This is a genomic window from Paenibacillus oceani (assembly GCF_014705615.1).
Lineage (GTDB): Bacteria > Bacillota > Bacilli > Paenibacillales > NBRC-103111 > Paenibacillus_AB > Paenibacillus_AB oceani.
This window is the reverse complement of record NZ_JACXJA010000003.1, coordinates 35,650-49,868: the sequence shown is the minus strand read 5'-3', so window position 1 is coordinate 49,868 and position 14,219 is coordinate 35,650. Positions and strand designations below refer to the sequence as shown.

General features: G+C 53.8%; 10 protein-coding genes and 2 pseudogenes. 7 read left to right on the top strand and 5 right to left on the bottom strand.

Features of this window, described 5'->3' with window-relative positions; translation table 11 throughout:
• Positions 1–20: 20 nt before the first annotated feature.
• The gene (locus IDH45_RS02075; protein ID WP_190924204.1) at positions 21–1,814 is read right to left on the bottom strand and encodes an L-fucose isomerase; all 1,794 of its coding nucleotides are present in this window, start codon (positions 1,812–1,814) and stop codon (positions 21–23) included.
• 262 nt (positions 1,815–2,076) lie between these two features.
• On the opposite strand from IDH45_RS02075, the gene IDH45_RS02070 reads away from it, so the two are divergent.
• The 7 genes and pseudogenes from IDH45_RS02070 to IDH45_RS02045 all read left to right on the top strand — a co-directional run bounded on the left by IDH45_RS02070 (position 2,077) and on the right by IDH45_RS02045 (position 7,098).
• Positions 2,077–2,994 carry a hypothetical protein gene (locus IDH45_RS02070; RefSeq protein WP_190924202.1) on the top strand — a complete coding sequence of 306 codons (918 nt, stop codon included), beginning with the start codon at positions 2,077–2,079 and terminating at the stop codon, positions 2,992–2,994.
• A gap of 330 nt (positions 2,995–3,324) precedes the next feature.
• Positions 3,325–4,031 (top strand): annotated as a pseudogene (locus tag IDH45_RS02065) (winged helix-turn-helix domain-containing protein).
• Positions 4,028–5,071, top strand: a complete 1,044-nt coding sequence (locus IDH45_RS02060; RefSeq protein ID WP_190924201.1) for a sensor histidine kinase — start codon at positions 4,028–4,030, stop codon at positions 5,069–5,071. Before IDH45_RS02065 ends, IDH45_RS02060 begins: the two are co-directional and overlap by 4 nt.
• Positions 5,072–5,161: 90 nt before the next feature.
• Positions 5,162–5,293, top strand: a complete 132-nt coding sequence (locus IDH45_RS34590; RefSeq protein WP_263364763.1) for a hypothetical protein — start codon at positions 5,162–5,164, stop codon at positions 5,291–5,293.
• A pseudogene (locus tag IDH45_RS02055) lies at positions 5,251–5,568 on the top strand (ABC transporter ATP-binding protein); the annotation flags it as partial. The gene IDH45_RS34590 and the pseudogene IDH45_RS02055, both read left to right, overlap by 43 nt.
• Positions 5,561–6,298 carry an ABC transporter permease gene (locus IDH45_RS02050; RefSeq protein WP_190924199.1) on the top strand — a complete coding sequence of 246 codons (738 nt, stop codon included), beginning with the start codon at positions 5,561–5,563 and terminating at the stop codon, positions 6,296–6,298. The pseudogene IDH45_RS02055 and the gene IDH45_RS02050, both read left to right, overlap by 8 nt.
• Complete coding sequence (locus IDH45_RS02045; RefSeq protein ID WP_190924197.1) at positions 6,298–7,098, top strand: undecaprenyl-diphosphate phosphatase; 801 nt, start codon at positions 6,298–6,300, stop codon at positions 7,096–7,098. Before IDH45_RS02050 ends, IDH45_RS02045 begins: the two co-directional genes overlap by 1 nt.
• A gap of 164 nt (positions 7,099–7,262) precedes the next feature.
• On the opposite strand, the gene IDH45_RS02040 is transcribed toward IDH45_RS02045, so the two are convergent.
• The 4 genes from IDH45_RS02040 to IDH45_RS02025 form a co-directional block, all read right to left on the bottom strand.
• Complete coding sequence (locus IDH45_RS02040) at positions 7,263–9,026, bottom strand: right-handed parallel beta-helix repeat-containing protein (RefSeq protein WP_190924195.1); 1,764 nt, start codon at positions 9,024–9,026, stop codon at positions 7,263–7,265.
• Positions 9,027–9,105: 79 nt separating this feature from the next.
• Positions 9,106–11,826 (bottom strand): family 78 glycoside hydrolase catalytic domain, encoded by a 2,721-nt coding sequence (locus IDH45_RS02035; RefSeq protein ID WP_190924193.1) that lies wholly within the window; start codon positions 11,824–11,826, stop codon positions 9,106–9,108.
• Between the two features lie 65 nt (positions 11,827–11,891).
• Positions 11,892–13,211, bottom strand: coding sequence for an ABC transporter substrate-binding protein (locus IDH45_RS02030; protein WP_190924191.1), 1,320 nt, complete (start codon positions 13,209–13,211; stop codon positions 11,892–11,894).
• Between the two features lie 21 nt (positions 13,212–13,232).
• Positions 13,233–14,111, bottom strand: coding sequence for an AraC family transcriptional regulator (locus IDH45_RS02025; RefSeq protein ID WP_190924189.1), 879 nt, complete (start codon positions 14,109–14,111; stop codon positions 13,233–13,235).
• Positions 14,112–14,219 lie beyond the last annotated feature (108 nt).

Below are 14,219 nucleotides of genomic sequence, written 5' to 3'. Positions count from 1 at the left end.
TCCCCATCTATCCTTTCCGGTCATTTATACAGCGGCCCGAAGGCGGTGCAGGCGCGGTAATCGGCGCTCTCCGGATCGGCGGTTCCGAACGCGTTCCAGGCGGACGGACGGAATACGCGGTCTGCCGGTACGTTATGCATGCTTACCGGAATCCGCAGCATGGATGCGAGCGTAATCAGATCGCCGCCCACATGCCCGAAGCTGACCGCGCAATGATTCGATCCCCAGTTGTTCATAACCGAATACACGTCGCGGAACGCGCCGCTGCCGGTCAGATTCGGCACAAACCAGGTAGTCGGCCAAGTCTGGTCCGTCCGGCGGTCCAAAATGTCGTGCACGTCGTCAGGCAGTTCGACCGTATATCCTTCCGCGATCTGCAGCACCGGTCCGACGCCCGCAACCAGATTGACGCGAGCCATCGTCACCGGCATTCCTCCGCGGGTCGTAAAGTCGGTCGAGAACCCGCCTCCGCGGAAAAAGTCAATCGCCGGACGCCACTGGGTCGCATCCAGACACGCATTCACTTCTTCCTCCGAAATTTCCCAAAACGGCTTCACCGCCGGCTGGCCGTCGCTGCCGGTCTGCGCGCCGGTCCAGTCAAGCGCTGCCGGTCCCGAGTTGATCAAGTGGATAACGCCGTTCTCCGCGCGTCCCTCCAGCCTTTTGCCGGTAACGCGCTCCACCGCCTCCGGACTCCAATACGTGCGAACGTCCGCGAACAGCTGAGCCGCATTCGTCAGCAGATGCCCGAACAGCATCGTCACCGCGTTCAGTGTATCGTTCTCGGTCGAGACGATATACGGCTCGCGGATGCCGTTCCAGTCGAACGACGTCGTCAGCATCGCCTCCATAAAGTCGCCGGTCGGGAAATGATCCGTCCACGCCCGCTGACCCTGGAAGCCCGCAGCGATCGCATTCCGGCCGTGCGCCTCTTCGCCGTATCCCATCTCCTTCAGCTTCGGGTTGCCGATCATCAGGTCGCGTCCGATCAGCGCCATTTTGACAATCGTCTCCCAATCGCCGTCTTTCTGCTCCCGGGTCCGTTTCAAGTGCGAAGGATTCACGTCCTCGCCTTCCTTGCAATTCTCTTTCACCCAAGCAAGCGCTTTCTCGAACTCATCATGATCGTAAATGCCGCGCTCGATGCGGCGCACAAATTCCGTCATATCGACGTATTCGTTGCGCATGCCGAGATACTTTCCGAAAAACGACTCGTCCGCGATACAACTGGCGATCCCCATCGACACGTTGCCCATCGACAAATACGATTTCCCGCGCATCACCGCTACCGCAAGCGCCGACTTAGCGAACTGGAGCAGCTTGCTCTGGACGTCCTCCGGAATCGCAGCATCCCCCATATCCTGCACGTCCTTGCCATAGATGGCGAAGGCCGGCAGCCCTTTCTGGTTATGGGCCGACATCGCAGCCGCCAAATAAACGGCACCCGGACGCTCCGTTCCGTTGAAGCCCCAGATGGCCTTCGGCACGGAAGGATCGGTATCGATCGTCTCCGTCGGGTAACACCAGGACGGGGTAACGGATATGGACACGCCTACACCTTCGCGGGCGAACTTTTCCGCCGCCTGCGCCGCTTCGGCCACACCTCCGATCGTCGTATCGGCGATCACGCATTCCACCGGCTGTCCGTTCGTATACGTCAGGTTGTCCGTCAGCAGCTTGGCGACCGAACGCGCCATATCCATCGTTACATTCTCCAACGACTCGCGGATTCCTCCCAGCCGGCCGTCAACGACCGGGCGTATGCCGATTTTCGGCAAGCTTCCTTTGTAGCGGTTAATCGGTTGTCCGTTCATAGGTAGATTCCTCCTTTTTGTGGAGTTATCGATAACTCCAATCCGTCTAATCCATTTTCCTTACCTGTAAAGCGATATCGGCAAGAAAAGAGTTATCGGTAACACAATCCACTTAATCCAAGTGTATTCGGAATTTGAAAAACGCGCAACAGCATTTTTACAAACCTTTCCCCGACCCCCTCCCCTTATTTATCGTTCGTTATAACGAACTCTATGATGGGCTTGAACTAACGGGCCTAATACACATACGAGGAGAGAATCGGTGAAACCAATGATGGCAAGCAAGTTATCGAAGCTGCCGCTCGGGATGAAAGCGGCTCTGCTGGGGATCGTCCTGATGCTCGCGATCGCTCCTTCCCAACCGGTGCCGGTGCATGCGCAGCAGCAGCCCGTCGTCGCCACGTGGATGTGGAATACGTTCTCCATCTGGACCGACAGGGCGAATACGCTGGACGCTCTGCAGCGTAGTGGCATCACTCTTTTGTTTTTGCAGATCGACACGGACATCCCGGCGGACATTTACCGGAGCTTTCTGGCCGAAGCCGCGCAGCGGGGCATCGAAGTCCACGCCCTGGACGGCGCTCCGGATTGGGTGCTGCCGCGAAGCTCGGTGAAACTGTACCAGTTTATCGATTGGGTAAAAACGTTCAACGCCCGCGCCCTGCCGGCTGAACAGTTTCGCGGTATCCACCTCGATGTCGAGCCCCACGTCCTGCCGGAATGGTATGCCGACCAGGATGCCGTAATCGGGCTGCTTATGGATACGATCAGCGGCTTCGTCGAGGAAGTGAAGTCGGACAGCGCCTTAATTACGGGCGCCAGCCTGCCCGTCTGGCTTGACGCCTTCAACGTCCGCGACGGGTACGGAGGCCGGACTACGCTCTCGGACCGGCTCATCCGCCAGCTCGATCAAACGACGCTGATGGCTTACCGCAATAGCGCCGAGAACATCCTGACCTCGGTCAGCAAAGAGCTGGACGAAGCCGAGAAAGCCGGCAAGCCGGTCATCGTCGGCGTGGAAACGCTGAACAACTATGAGCCGGATACGAGCTTCTACGACAAAGGAAGAGCAGAGTTAAACGCCGCGCTGAGCACCGTCGTAGCAGCCTCCGCAGGCAAAGCTTCGTTCGCGGGTTATGCCGTGCACGAATTTTCCAGCTGGCTGACGCTTCGCGATTGAACCGTCGCTCCGCAGGGGCTGTTTTAGAAGCAAAACTTATGCCTGAACACCCGCTCTGACAAAAGTAACTCATTCCCGTAGACGCTTTCGTTACCACGTTCCCCGTGGTTGCGAAGGCGTCTTTGCCTTTCCTTCGGGATCAAGCCCTACGCCCCCGCGATTCATTCCGAAACAGCCCCCGTATAGATGACCTGCTCCCTTGAGAATTGATCCTTGAGCATTGATCCTTCAGCCTAGCCCCAAGTCCATTCTCGCCGCTTCCGGCCGTGTGATATGATGAGAGAGGCGCAATCGGCCAGTTCCTTTTTACTCCGTAAAGCAGGTGCCAATATGAAACAAATTCGGGTGCTCATCGCCGACGATGACCGGGAAATCCGCGAGTTAATCAAAACCTATATGGAGCGCGAGCTGACGAGACCGATACCGCCACAGACGGGGAGGAAGCGATCCGGCTGTTCGACCCGGGCCGGCATTCGCTCGTTATGCTCGATCTGATGATGCCGAAGGTGGACGGGATCGAGGTATGCCGGCAAATCCGCAGCAAATCGAACGTACCGATCGTGATGCTGACGGCCAAAGATTTGGAGACCGATAAAATTGTAGGTCTCGGCATCGGCGCGGACGACTATATTACCAAACCGTTCAGCATCGCCGAAGTTATCGCGCGGGTCAAAGCGCTCATGAGACGGTATCTCATCCTGGGCATCGAGCTGTCGCCGCCGGAGCAGGAGACCATGAAGTTTAAAGGCCTCACGATGGAGCTAAAAACCTATACCGTTCAAGTCGCTGGCGGACCGGTTCCTCTGACCGCGAAAGAATTCGAGCTGCTGAAATTTCTCGCTTCCCGCCCGGGCCAAGTGTTTACGAAAACCCAGCTTTTTCGCAATGTTTGGGCCAGCCAGTACTTGGAGGACGACAATACGGTGATGGTGCATATCCGCAAGCTGCGTCTCAAAATCGAGCCGGACCCTTCCCATCCGCAATATATTCAGACGGTCTGGGGCATCGGCTACAAATTCGCGGGGGAGCGGGAATGAATCCGAACCGGCAAATCGCCGTTCTGCTCGCTCAAACGGCCATCCTCGCCGCATTTGCAGCCGCGGAATTATTCGGCGAGCCCTCCGGAACGCTGAGATTGGGCTTGTTGGCCCTTCTGGCTCTGACGACGGGACTTCTGATCAGCTACGGTCTGCGGACCCATACGATGCTGAAGCAGTTGACCGCGGAATTAAGACGCGCTCTGGACGGGAACCGGAAGACACGCCTGCTTGCCAAGCGCGACCGCGGCTGGAGCGAAGCGATTTTCACAGTTAACGAGCTGCTTGAGGAGTTGGAGCGCGTCCAGATCGAAGCGGTCCGTTCGCAAACGGCGCGGAAACGGCTGCTGTCCGGCATCTCGCACGATATCCGGACCCCGCTCACCTCGATCATCGGTTATGTCGACGCCTTGATGGACGGCGCCTTCCCATCCGAGCAGGAGAAGCGGGACTGCCTCGCCATCGTGTCCCGAAAGTCGAACGACCTGAAAGCGCTGATCGATGAAATCTTTACGATGGCGAAGCTGGATGCGGACGAACTGCCCCATAAGCCGGAACTATTGGATATGGCCGAGCTGGCGAGAGAGTCGCTGATCGCCTTCCTGCCCGAGCTGAACGGCGCCGGGATGGAGCTTGAAATCCGCATACCGGACGAACGGCTTCCCGTCGTCGCAGACCGTCTGGGCTTATCCCGAATGATCGGCAACCTTTTGAAAAACGCCTGCACCTACGGCCATGCCGGCAAAATGCTCGGGATCGGGCTGGAGCAGGACGAAAGCGCCCGGACGTACAAGCTGCTTATATGGGACCGCGGGCCGGGTATTCCGAAGGACGAGCTGGCGTATATATTCGAGCGGACATACCGGGGCGATCCGTCGAGAAATCCGGGCAGCGGCGGCAGCGGGCTCGGACTCGCGATCGCACTCGCTTTGGCCGTCAAAAACGGCGGACAACTGCAGGCGGAAAGCGATCCGTGGGTTAAAACGACGTTTAGCTTGACGATCCCCATGTACGACGTGGAGTCGCAACAAAAACGTTAGACTTAAGAAACAGTTAAGAAACAGATAAGCCGTATTTAAAATCGCCTTCTTACAATGAGATCATTCGTTTCGATAAGGAGGTGCGCCGGCATGAGCGCTGTCATTCAAACGACCGATCTGACGAAGCGGTACGGCAGCCAAACGTCCGTCGACCGCTTAACGATGACGGTGAGGCAAGGAGAAATGGCATTATTCACGAAGGCCGGCTTCTGGAAGAACTAACGATCCACCAGCTCCGGACACGAAACCGCCACTATTTGGAGTTTCAAGTATCCGACGACAACAAAGCGGCGATGGTGCTGGAAAAGCATATGCACATCCGCGACTACGAGGTTCACGACGACGGCCATATCTGCATCTACTCCCACCTCGACCGGCAAGGATCGATTAACAAAGCGTTCGTGCAGCACGACATTGAAGTCACGAAAATCGGGATGAACGAGGACAAGCTGGAAGATTATTTTACGAAATTGGTGGGAGGCGGCTCCATTGGCTGATTTGTTGTATACCGAGCTGCTGAAGCTGAAGCGCTCCAAAATGTTTCTGCTGAGCTTTATTGGGGCTGCCGTAGCGCCATTCATGGTTGTGATCGCCACGTTCGTCCATATCAAGACGAAAGACCCGACGCAGGTCGTGTTGTTTGAGGAGCTTTTTTACGATGCGAACCTGTATACGACGCTGTTAATCGGGGCTCCGCTCTATGGCGTAATGACGGCGTACTTGTTCAACCGCGAATACGCGGAGAACACGCTCAAAAACCTGCTTACGATTCCGGTATCCCGGTCTGCGATTATCCTGAGCAAAATGCTGCTCCTGTCGATCTGGATCATCCTGCTCACTTTGCAGGCATGGGGGCTGACGCTGACGCTCGGCGTCCTTTGCGGCTTCGACGGGTTATCCGCCGGATTAATCGCAGAATCGTTTCGCGAGTTTCTGGTCTGCGGCGCCTTTCTGATCGTGCTGTCGACCCCCGTCGTGCTTACCGCAATCGTGCTGAAAAATTACGTGCCTACGATCGTGTTAACGATCCTGATCACTCTGATCAACGTGATGGGCTCCACTTCCGAGTACAAAGGACTTATTCCTTGGACGGCCGCCTTTGATATCGCGAACGGCGCGCTGCTGCCGGAATACCCGGCGTATTATTCTTATGCGATAATTGCGGCTACCTCGCTGATCGGCTTCATTGCCGCTTTAGTTTATTTCAGAAGGGCGGACATCCAATAATGTACGATATTTTTTGCGCCATCATCCTGGGCATCGTCGAAGGTTTAACGGAGTTTCTCCCGGTTTCGTCCACCGGCCATCTGATCCTGGTCGGCGATCTGCTCGGATTCGAAGGGGACGCGGCAACTACGTTCAAAATCGTCATACAGCTCGGAGCCGTCATGGCGGTGCTTATCCTTTACTGGAAACGGTATATGAGCATGTTGAAAGATTTGCTGGCCTTTAACTTCTCGGCCAAAAACAAATTAAACGCGATCCATATGATCGTCGCGATGATTCCGGCGCTGATCGTGTATCTGCTGTTCAAAGACTTTATAAAGATGTACTTGTTCGGCCCCGCTCCCGTTCTGATCGGGTTAATCATCGGCGGCGTGCTGATGATCGTAGCCGCAAGAGTCAGACGGCGGGTAACCGCCGAGAATACCGACAATATTTCGTACAAACAGGCGTTCGGCATCGGTTTGTTCCAATGCCTCGCCTTGTGGCCCGGATTTTCGCGGTCGGGCTCGACGATTTCCGGAGGGCTGCTGCTCGGTACGAGCCAGAAGGCGGCTGCGGACTTTACGTTTATGATCTCCGTCCCCGTCATGCTCGGCGCCACGGTGCTGGATATGTACGACAGCCGCGAATTTCTGACTTCGGACGATCTGGTGCTGTTCCTGATCGGGTTCGTCTCCGCCTTCGTTGTCGCGATGCTTGCGGTCGTGACGTTCCTGAACCTGATCAAGCGGCTGAAGCTGGAATGGTTTGCCTTGTACCGTTTCGTGATTGCGGCGTTGTTCTTCTTGTTGGTGATGTAAAGAGAGGAAATAGCCATATCGGGAACGGGATGTCACAAAAGCCGCCGGACAACCGGCGGCTTTCGAATGCCTGCAATGTTCCTCCAGGGGGCGGCCAGAGGCGGGACGGTCCATTTCCGTACAACCTATACGCGGTGGCCTCCCCTCTCTTTAGTGCGGGTTAACTAGGATACCGTGCCCACGGCATCGACCCAAGCAGTGCCGTTCCACCAGATCGGTTTGCCGAGCGTACTGTCAAACCACGACATATGAATGTACCTGCCTGTTACGGGTCTTTCCGACGAAGCACCATACAGGGATGCCTCAGAATAGTAGGGAATAAACTCGCCCTCCGCCGCACTGTAGTGGGACTGAATTCCGTTCAGCACCTGTTTTCCGATAACACTCGATATGGCCGGGAGCGAACAATTCGTGCACTTGACAGGAAGATGTACGTAACCCGACAGGACATTGCGATCAAGCACGATGCCGGAGAAAACGGACCACCCTATGTTATTGCTGGTCATCCCGATCGCCGCATTCATATTGTTAGCCGAATCGCCAATGATATTGCCTGTCACGATCAGGTTGCGGGACACTTGTTGTAAAGTTAACGCAGTGATCGAAATCCCTCTTGAAAAATTACTTAGTGCCGTAGGAGAATGGATTCGATTGTCCAGAAGATAACACCACTGGCTTGCATACATCGTAATACCGCTTCCGCCTTGAGCGTTTCCAAACCGGTAAATATGGTTGTTTTGGACAGTTGCATAAGAGGCGGTGTGGAGCTGGATTCCCATCCCCGATCCGCTAATTCGATTTTCCCGTACAAAAAGGGGCACATTGCATTTATCGAGATGAATTCCGATCGTATTGGATACGGGAATGCCCTCGACAAACCCGTTCTCGTATACGTCATTATCCGCAATTACAATATCGGAGTACTTGCCGCCAGCGGAATTATTCATCTCCTTGACCAGCAGTCCTTTGGAAGAGGCCGGCGCCGTCCGGTGATTATTCCGGTAAATGCTGTTGCTCCGGAACGTTATGTGCTCCACAATCGTAGTGGCGGAATTGGCCCAACCGATGATCTGTCCTCCTACGTTGTTATCACGAAGAATGTTGTTTTCCACTGAAACGTTTCTCACGATCCATTGCTCGCCCGGATTGATGCCGCGATTCGGCTCAATATCGATCCCGGCCCCTAATGTCGAAACCCAGGCATGGTGGCCGTGAATTTCATTATTTTTGATCCATACGCCGTCGGCATGAATAATCGAAACCCCGTTACGTCCGTTATTATGAATTTCATTGTCGACAATCGTAATGTGCCGGTTTACATTTCCCTCTCCCACCACGAAAAACTGCCCGGCTACCGCAGCTCCATCCCCGCTTGCGTTTGTTAGCTTGCACCCTCGAATCGTCACGTTTCGGGAGTTGATTAATTTAAGGGCATGATGGCTTTCAGCCATATCGAAAGGATTGCTGTTGTCGCTCGATTGATTGTCCCGGTTCCCGTCAAAAGTCAAACCTGTAAGGGTCACATTTTGCTTGCCGTCGAGTTGAATCATCGTGCAATTCGAGTTCGCTTTCAAGCTGATGGTCGCATAGCCGATCCCGATCACCGTAATATTGGATGGCAGTTCGATCGTACTTGAAATCAAGTAGCTCGCTGCCGGTTTTGGTAGGATAAGTATCCCGTTCTCAGCGGCAACCGCGGCGGCTTGAATCGCCGAGGTGTCGTCAGTAGCGCCATCGCCGCTTGCATGGTAAGGAGCGGCTGTCACATCGACAATGAAGCCGCCGGTGCACGCTAGGGGTCCATACACGCTATCGGTGACCGTCCCCCTCCATTCAGCCGATCCCACACTGTGATTCAGCAAAGTTGTCCCCGCAATGGTCGCGACTCCCCCGGCAGCCAAGTAAGACAGCAGTTTCCTTCTGGTCAACGAGCTATCTCTGGTTGCACGAATCTGTTCATCCCGAATCGTGTCAAGCGGCTCTTTCTCCACAACCTTCAACTCCCTGTCATTTGTATGATTCAGGTATGAATGCAAAGTCGTAACGTCCCGATTTCAAACCGATCTCGACCGTGTTGCCATTCCAAACGCATGACGTTATGCTCGCAACTCCCTCATATGGCTCTCCACCCATCCAGATCGCTTCGCCCGATTCTTCAATTCGCGAAGCAAGGGCACCCAAGCCCGGTTCGATGATAAGCCTGCCGGCCATGCCAATCGGAATCGAAACATGGACACGCAACTGCACCTTATCCTCGCACTGTCGCTCCCAGCGAAGAAACAGCTCCCCGTATACGGTTGTGACGGTTGCCTCTGCGAAGGTGAGATCATCCGGCATATAGGGGCGCAGTTCCACATCGCGAAAACCCAGCGAAAGCTGCCGGATACCGGCCACATATTCCTGCAGCAGCCGCAGCGGATAACTGTTCCACGCATGACAATGGGAATTGATATCGTCCCAGCCTTCCCACATCGTTTTTGCGCCGCTGCGGATCATATATCCCCAGCCGGGGTAGTCCGGACTGGCGATCATACGGTAAGCCTTCTCCTGTTTCCCTCCTTCGAACAACGCACGTAGAAGCGGCAACGACAAAACGGTCCGGCTCTCCCATTTCATCTCGGCGATCGTCTCCAGCGCCTTGCTCACCTCCTCCTCCGGAACAAGCCCTGCATATACGGCCAAACCGTTTACCCCTTGATGATAGTTAGGAGATTGGAATCCGTCGCGGAACAAGCCGATCTCCCGGTCGAATAAAGCATCCACTATGGAACCGCGCAGCTTTCCGGCCATCCGCTCGAAGGACTGCGCTTCTGTCGGCTTATCCAGTACAACGGCCATGTCCGCCATTGCCTCTATCGCTTGAACGAGTTTGATATTCTGAACGGTTAGAAACGGCGATTTCTGCTGGACGGTTGAATACGGCCAGTCGCTGATATGCCACGGGCGATCGGCTGGAACAAGTCCCGTTTTCTCATCCAATCGAGCCCAATAATGATGGACCATCCGTTTGGCGGTATCAAAACAAGCGGCAATAATTCGTTTATCCCCATAGGCATAGTATGTTTTCCACAATAGCGTACAATAGTGCAAATCCCATTCTGGAATTTGCTTGTGGAAGGCAGGGTTATCGAAGTTGGTCGGATACACGTACGGAAACGACCCATCCTCTAATTGGCCGTCCGCAAAATCAATAAGCGTCTTGGTCAAAATAGGCCGTGCATCAAAGTTGTACAAAAGCGTCTCCGCCTGCAGGTCGACGTCCGCTAAATACTGTGCCTGCTCCCGATGGGGGCAATCGGTCGCCTGACCTAGCGTATTGTTCTTTAGCGTTTGGGTACACGCCTCTGCCATCCCGTTCAGCAGCTCGTTAGAGCAGCGGAACGATCCACGCCCGGTCATCGCCGTATGCGCAGATGCGATCCACAGATCCTTGCCTGGAACAAGGCGGTCCGTATGATGCGTCACCTCCACATAACGAAATGCTTTGTAAGATAAATCCGGCTGCCATACTTGAGCCCCTTCTCCTCCAACGGTGTAGCGGTCGTAATAGTAGTCGGACTTCTCGTTGCAAACATAATGCTTAACGAAGCCATGCTCGTCCAATTGTTCGGCATACCGAAGCTGCACGGTCGCACCGGCTGTTCCTGCAAGGCGTAACCGCGGCCAACCGGAAACGATTTTGCCGGCATCAAACACTTGGCGAACCGTTCGGTGCTCCGAGTCCGGTTTCTGCACTTCACTGGACACCGTTTCACAGTACAGTTCGGAGGGTACGATCAGTTCCTCGATTTCCCCTTCCGGTATCTCTTGACCCACCATCATCCAGCTTCTGATTCTAGAATCCGCTAACACCGCCTTGTCGCAAGGGTTTGATGCGAAGCCGACACGTTTCCAGCCTTGATCCAGCTTCCCGGCATCGACATCTTCGATCGCGGATATTCGCCTGTTTTGCTGGTAGGCCGTACCAATCCGATGCGGGACATCGCGAATCGTTTCCCAGGTCGTATCGGTTTTGAAGCATTCCGTCGTTCCATTCGTGTAGACGACATGCAACTGCAGCCGGAATCCCGGCACCCCATTCACGTAATTTTGCCCGTCGCCGCCTAAATAGTGCGCCACAGCGGCGATACAGTTCGGGCCTGCCGCCAATAATGGAGTCACATCGTAGGCGGTGTAATATTTGCGTCTCCACGGATTCGTCGGAGCGGGGGTGGCGTACCCGCCGACTTTTATCCCGTTCAGATAAAGATTGGCAACATTGTGAGCGGAAACAAATAGTCTAGCCGTGCCAATCGCCCCACGGATGTCGAGTTCTTTGCGGAAATAGGCGTAGTCATTGCACCTGACCTCCGTTTGGCTCCAAATCCATTCAGCCCGCCACTCGTGCGTAAGCAATCCGGTGCCGAATCGGGCCGGAACACTTTCCGACATCTGCTCCCTGTCCCACACCCTTACACGCCACCAGTACAGAGACGCACTTTCCAAGGCCGGCCCCGAATAGGTTGCATTCCTCTCTTGAAGTTCGAGCTTGCCGCTATTCCAAACTGCCCCAACTCCTTCACGTACAGATGATTCTTTATCGAACAACTGAATCTGGTAAGCCGTCCATTCACCCGCACGCCCGTCCCCCGTTAATCGCCAGCTGAACACCACGTCGCCCGGATTTGCAGACATCGGCTCAACAGCGTCATTTACACGAATATCGATTACTTGCAACAACAACTCCACTCCCTGTCTCCTCTAATAGTCTGTCTAGAAGCTCTTTTTGGAAACGATTACAGCCGTTTCTTCCCCTATTTAATCATCTGGACCATCTCTGCGATCTTCTTCTGTGCCTGCTCGCCCGCTTGTCTCAAGCCTGTATTCATGTCGATTTTACCCGTTTGCAGTTGAATGCCCATCGATCCGTAAATGGTGACCAGTTCGGCATCATAAGTCCCTTTCGGAAGGAAAGGCGCAAATTTGTTGTAGTACGCTGCCTGCCAGTTTTTATCCTTGTATGGCGTTCCTTGCCCCAGCTGTTTCCGCACGCGCTCGTCGGTCAGAACGGTCATGTCGCCTCTCAGCGCCAATTCGGTCTGATATTCGTCGGAAACGATATATTTCAAAACTTCCATGGCCGCATCTTTATTTTTGGCCATATTCGTGATGCCATAATAACTCGGGTAAGATTGCGACCCGATTCCCGGGCGGTCGCTGAACACCGGGAGCGACACGACATCATAGTTCACCTGATCGCCCCATGCCCCCATTAAACCTTGGATGTACACGTACATCGCGACATTTTTCGATTTGATAAATTCGTTGCTGCCCGGAATTTTGCCGGTCGACTGCAAATACTGCGCGTAACCCGGCTCCTGAACCGGATCAAGGAATACTGTTTGGAAAAATCGGCTCCAGCGGCTGTCCTGATTAATAGTTGGCGTGTTGGTCTTCAAATCGGCATTCGGAATGGAGAGCTGGTTCATTCGGATCGTATGAAGCGGCGAATGCGTAAACCCGAAATATTGCGTCCCCTGGTCGGTGCGGGATAGTTTCTTGGACAGCTCGCTTATTTGCTCCCAAGTCATCCCGTCCTTCGGATACGGAACGCCGAACTTATCAAACAAATCCTTGTTGTAATATAAAAGCAAGTTGTTCGTGATAACCGGAAGCGCATACATTTTACCGTTGGACGTTTGCTTGAGGGCATCCATCACGGTCGGCTCAAATCGATTCAGATCCACCTTATGCTTCGCGATCAACTCGGACATGTCATATTCAATTCGATTAGGGAAAACCTGCCCCTCATAATTGCCGATCGTCTGGTAGAAAATATCGAATCGCGTTCCCGACGCTAGTAACTCCTCCATCGAGTTTCCCTTCGTAGATTGGATGTACTTGATCGTATAGTCCGGAAACTTTTTGCGCAAAGAAGTGCCCAGCCTTTGGTCAAATCCTTCTACGGAATCATTGTTTGTCGAATAAAAGACAATTTCGACCGGTTCCTTCGCAGTGTCGGCTCGATTCTCGTCCTGTTGACTTTCTCCACTCTGCGTTCCGGCTTGACTGCAAGCGGTCACACTCCCGACCACTACCAACATAACGATTGTCTTACGGAATAACAGTTTCATTTCCAACAAGCGCCCCCTTCATTATTTATAAATCGTTTTTCTGTACGCCCCTGGCGGGCATCCGACAATACGATGGAACAAGCGGCTAAAAAAGGCCGGGTCCTCATAGCCAACCATGGATGCTACATTAATCACCTTTTCTGCCTGATCCTCGAGCAGATACTTCGCCTTCTCGATCCGAATCTGATGGAGCAGCTCGATCACACTCATGCCCACTTGCTCCTTCATGAGCCTGTTCAGCTTTCGTTCACTGATGTTGAACACGTTTACCAAAGACGTCAACGTTATTTTGTCCCCGTAATTTCTTTCCAGAAACCCGCGTATTCGCCTCGCCATCACTTCTCGCTCGCCGTAATTAACGTTATGTCTTTTCGTTTGGTGCAGATTGTAAATACGCGACAAAAAAATTTGCAGCTCGATCATCTTTAATCGAATGATCGTATCGAAACCCGGATTCCGATGCTCGAATTCGGCCATCATGCTTTCCATAATGACCAGCATCGTCGCCGCGTGCGGACCGCTCAAGTTAAGCCGATGATGGAAACGCTCTTCTTTATTCAAAAAAGGCTGCACGTAGAAAAAGTCCATGGACCTCGATATGCCAAGTTCACGCAGCAGTCCTTCCTGAATGAGCGAAGGCATAAACAGACAGTTAATAATTTCGATCTGCTGCTCGTCCTCGTAGTCGTACGCATGCACCTCTCCGGGATTGATGATGAATACATCGCCGGCGCGAATGACATATCGCTCGCCTTCAAAGCAATGCTGCGCTTCTCCCCTCACAACATACACGAGCTCTACAAACTCGTGGCTGTGCTCGATCGGAGTTGCGTTTCGATTTTGCGCGAACCGTTTCATCCAGAACGGAAACTCTTGGCCCATGAATTTGCTGCTTCTCAAATGTTTCTCCATTTCCTGTTCGTTCTCACCCCCAAAACATCGGATATGCTCCATTCCTAGCTTTATTATACATGGCCGGATTGATCGGCTTCATTGCTCATTCCGTCA

Excerpts from the sequence above, each read along its gene's own strand:
- IDH45_RS02075 (WP_190924204.1), bottom strand. The coding sequence starts at position 1,814 with ATGAACGGACAACCGATTAACCGCTACAAAGGAAGCTTGCCGAAAATC.
- IDH45_RS02060 (WP_190924201.1), top strand. The coding sequence starts at position 4,028 with ATGAATCCGAACCGGCAAATCGCCGTTCTGCTCGCTCAAACGGCCATC.
- IDH45_RS34590 (WP_263364763.1), top strand. The coding sequence starts at position 5,162 with ATGAGCGCTGTCATTCAAACGACCGATCTGACGAAGCGGTACGGCAGC.
- IDH45_RS02045 (WP_190924197.1), top strand. The coding sequence starts at position 6,298 with ATGTACGATATTTTTTGCGCCATCATCCTGGGCATCGTCGAAGGTTTA.
- IDH45_RS02030 (WP_190924191.1), bottom strand. The coding sequence starts at position 13,211 with ATGAAACTGTTATTCCGTAAGACAATCGTTATGTTGGTAGTGGTCGGG.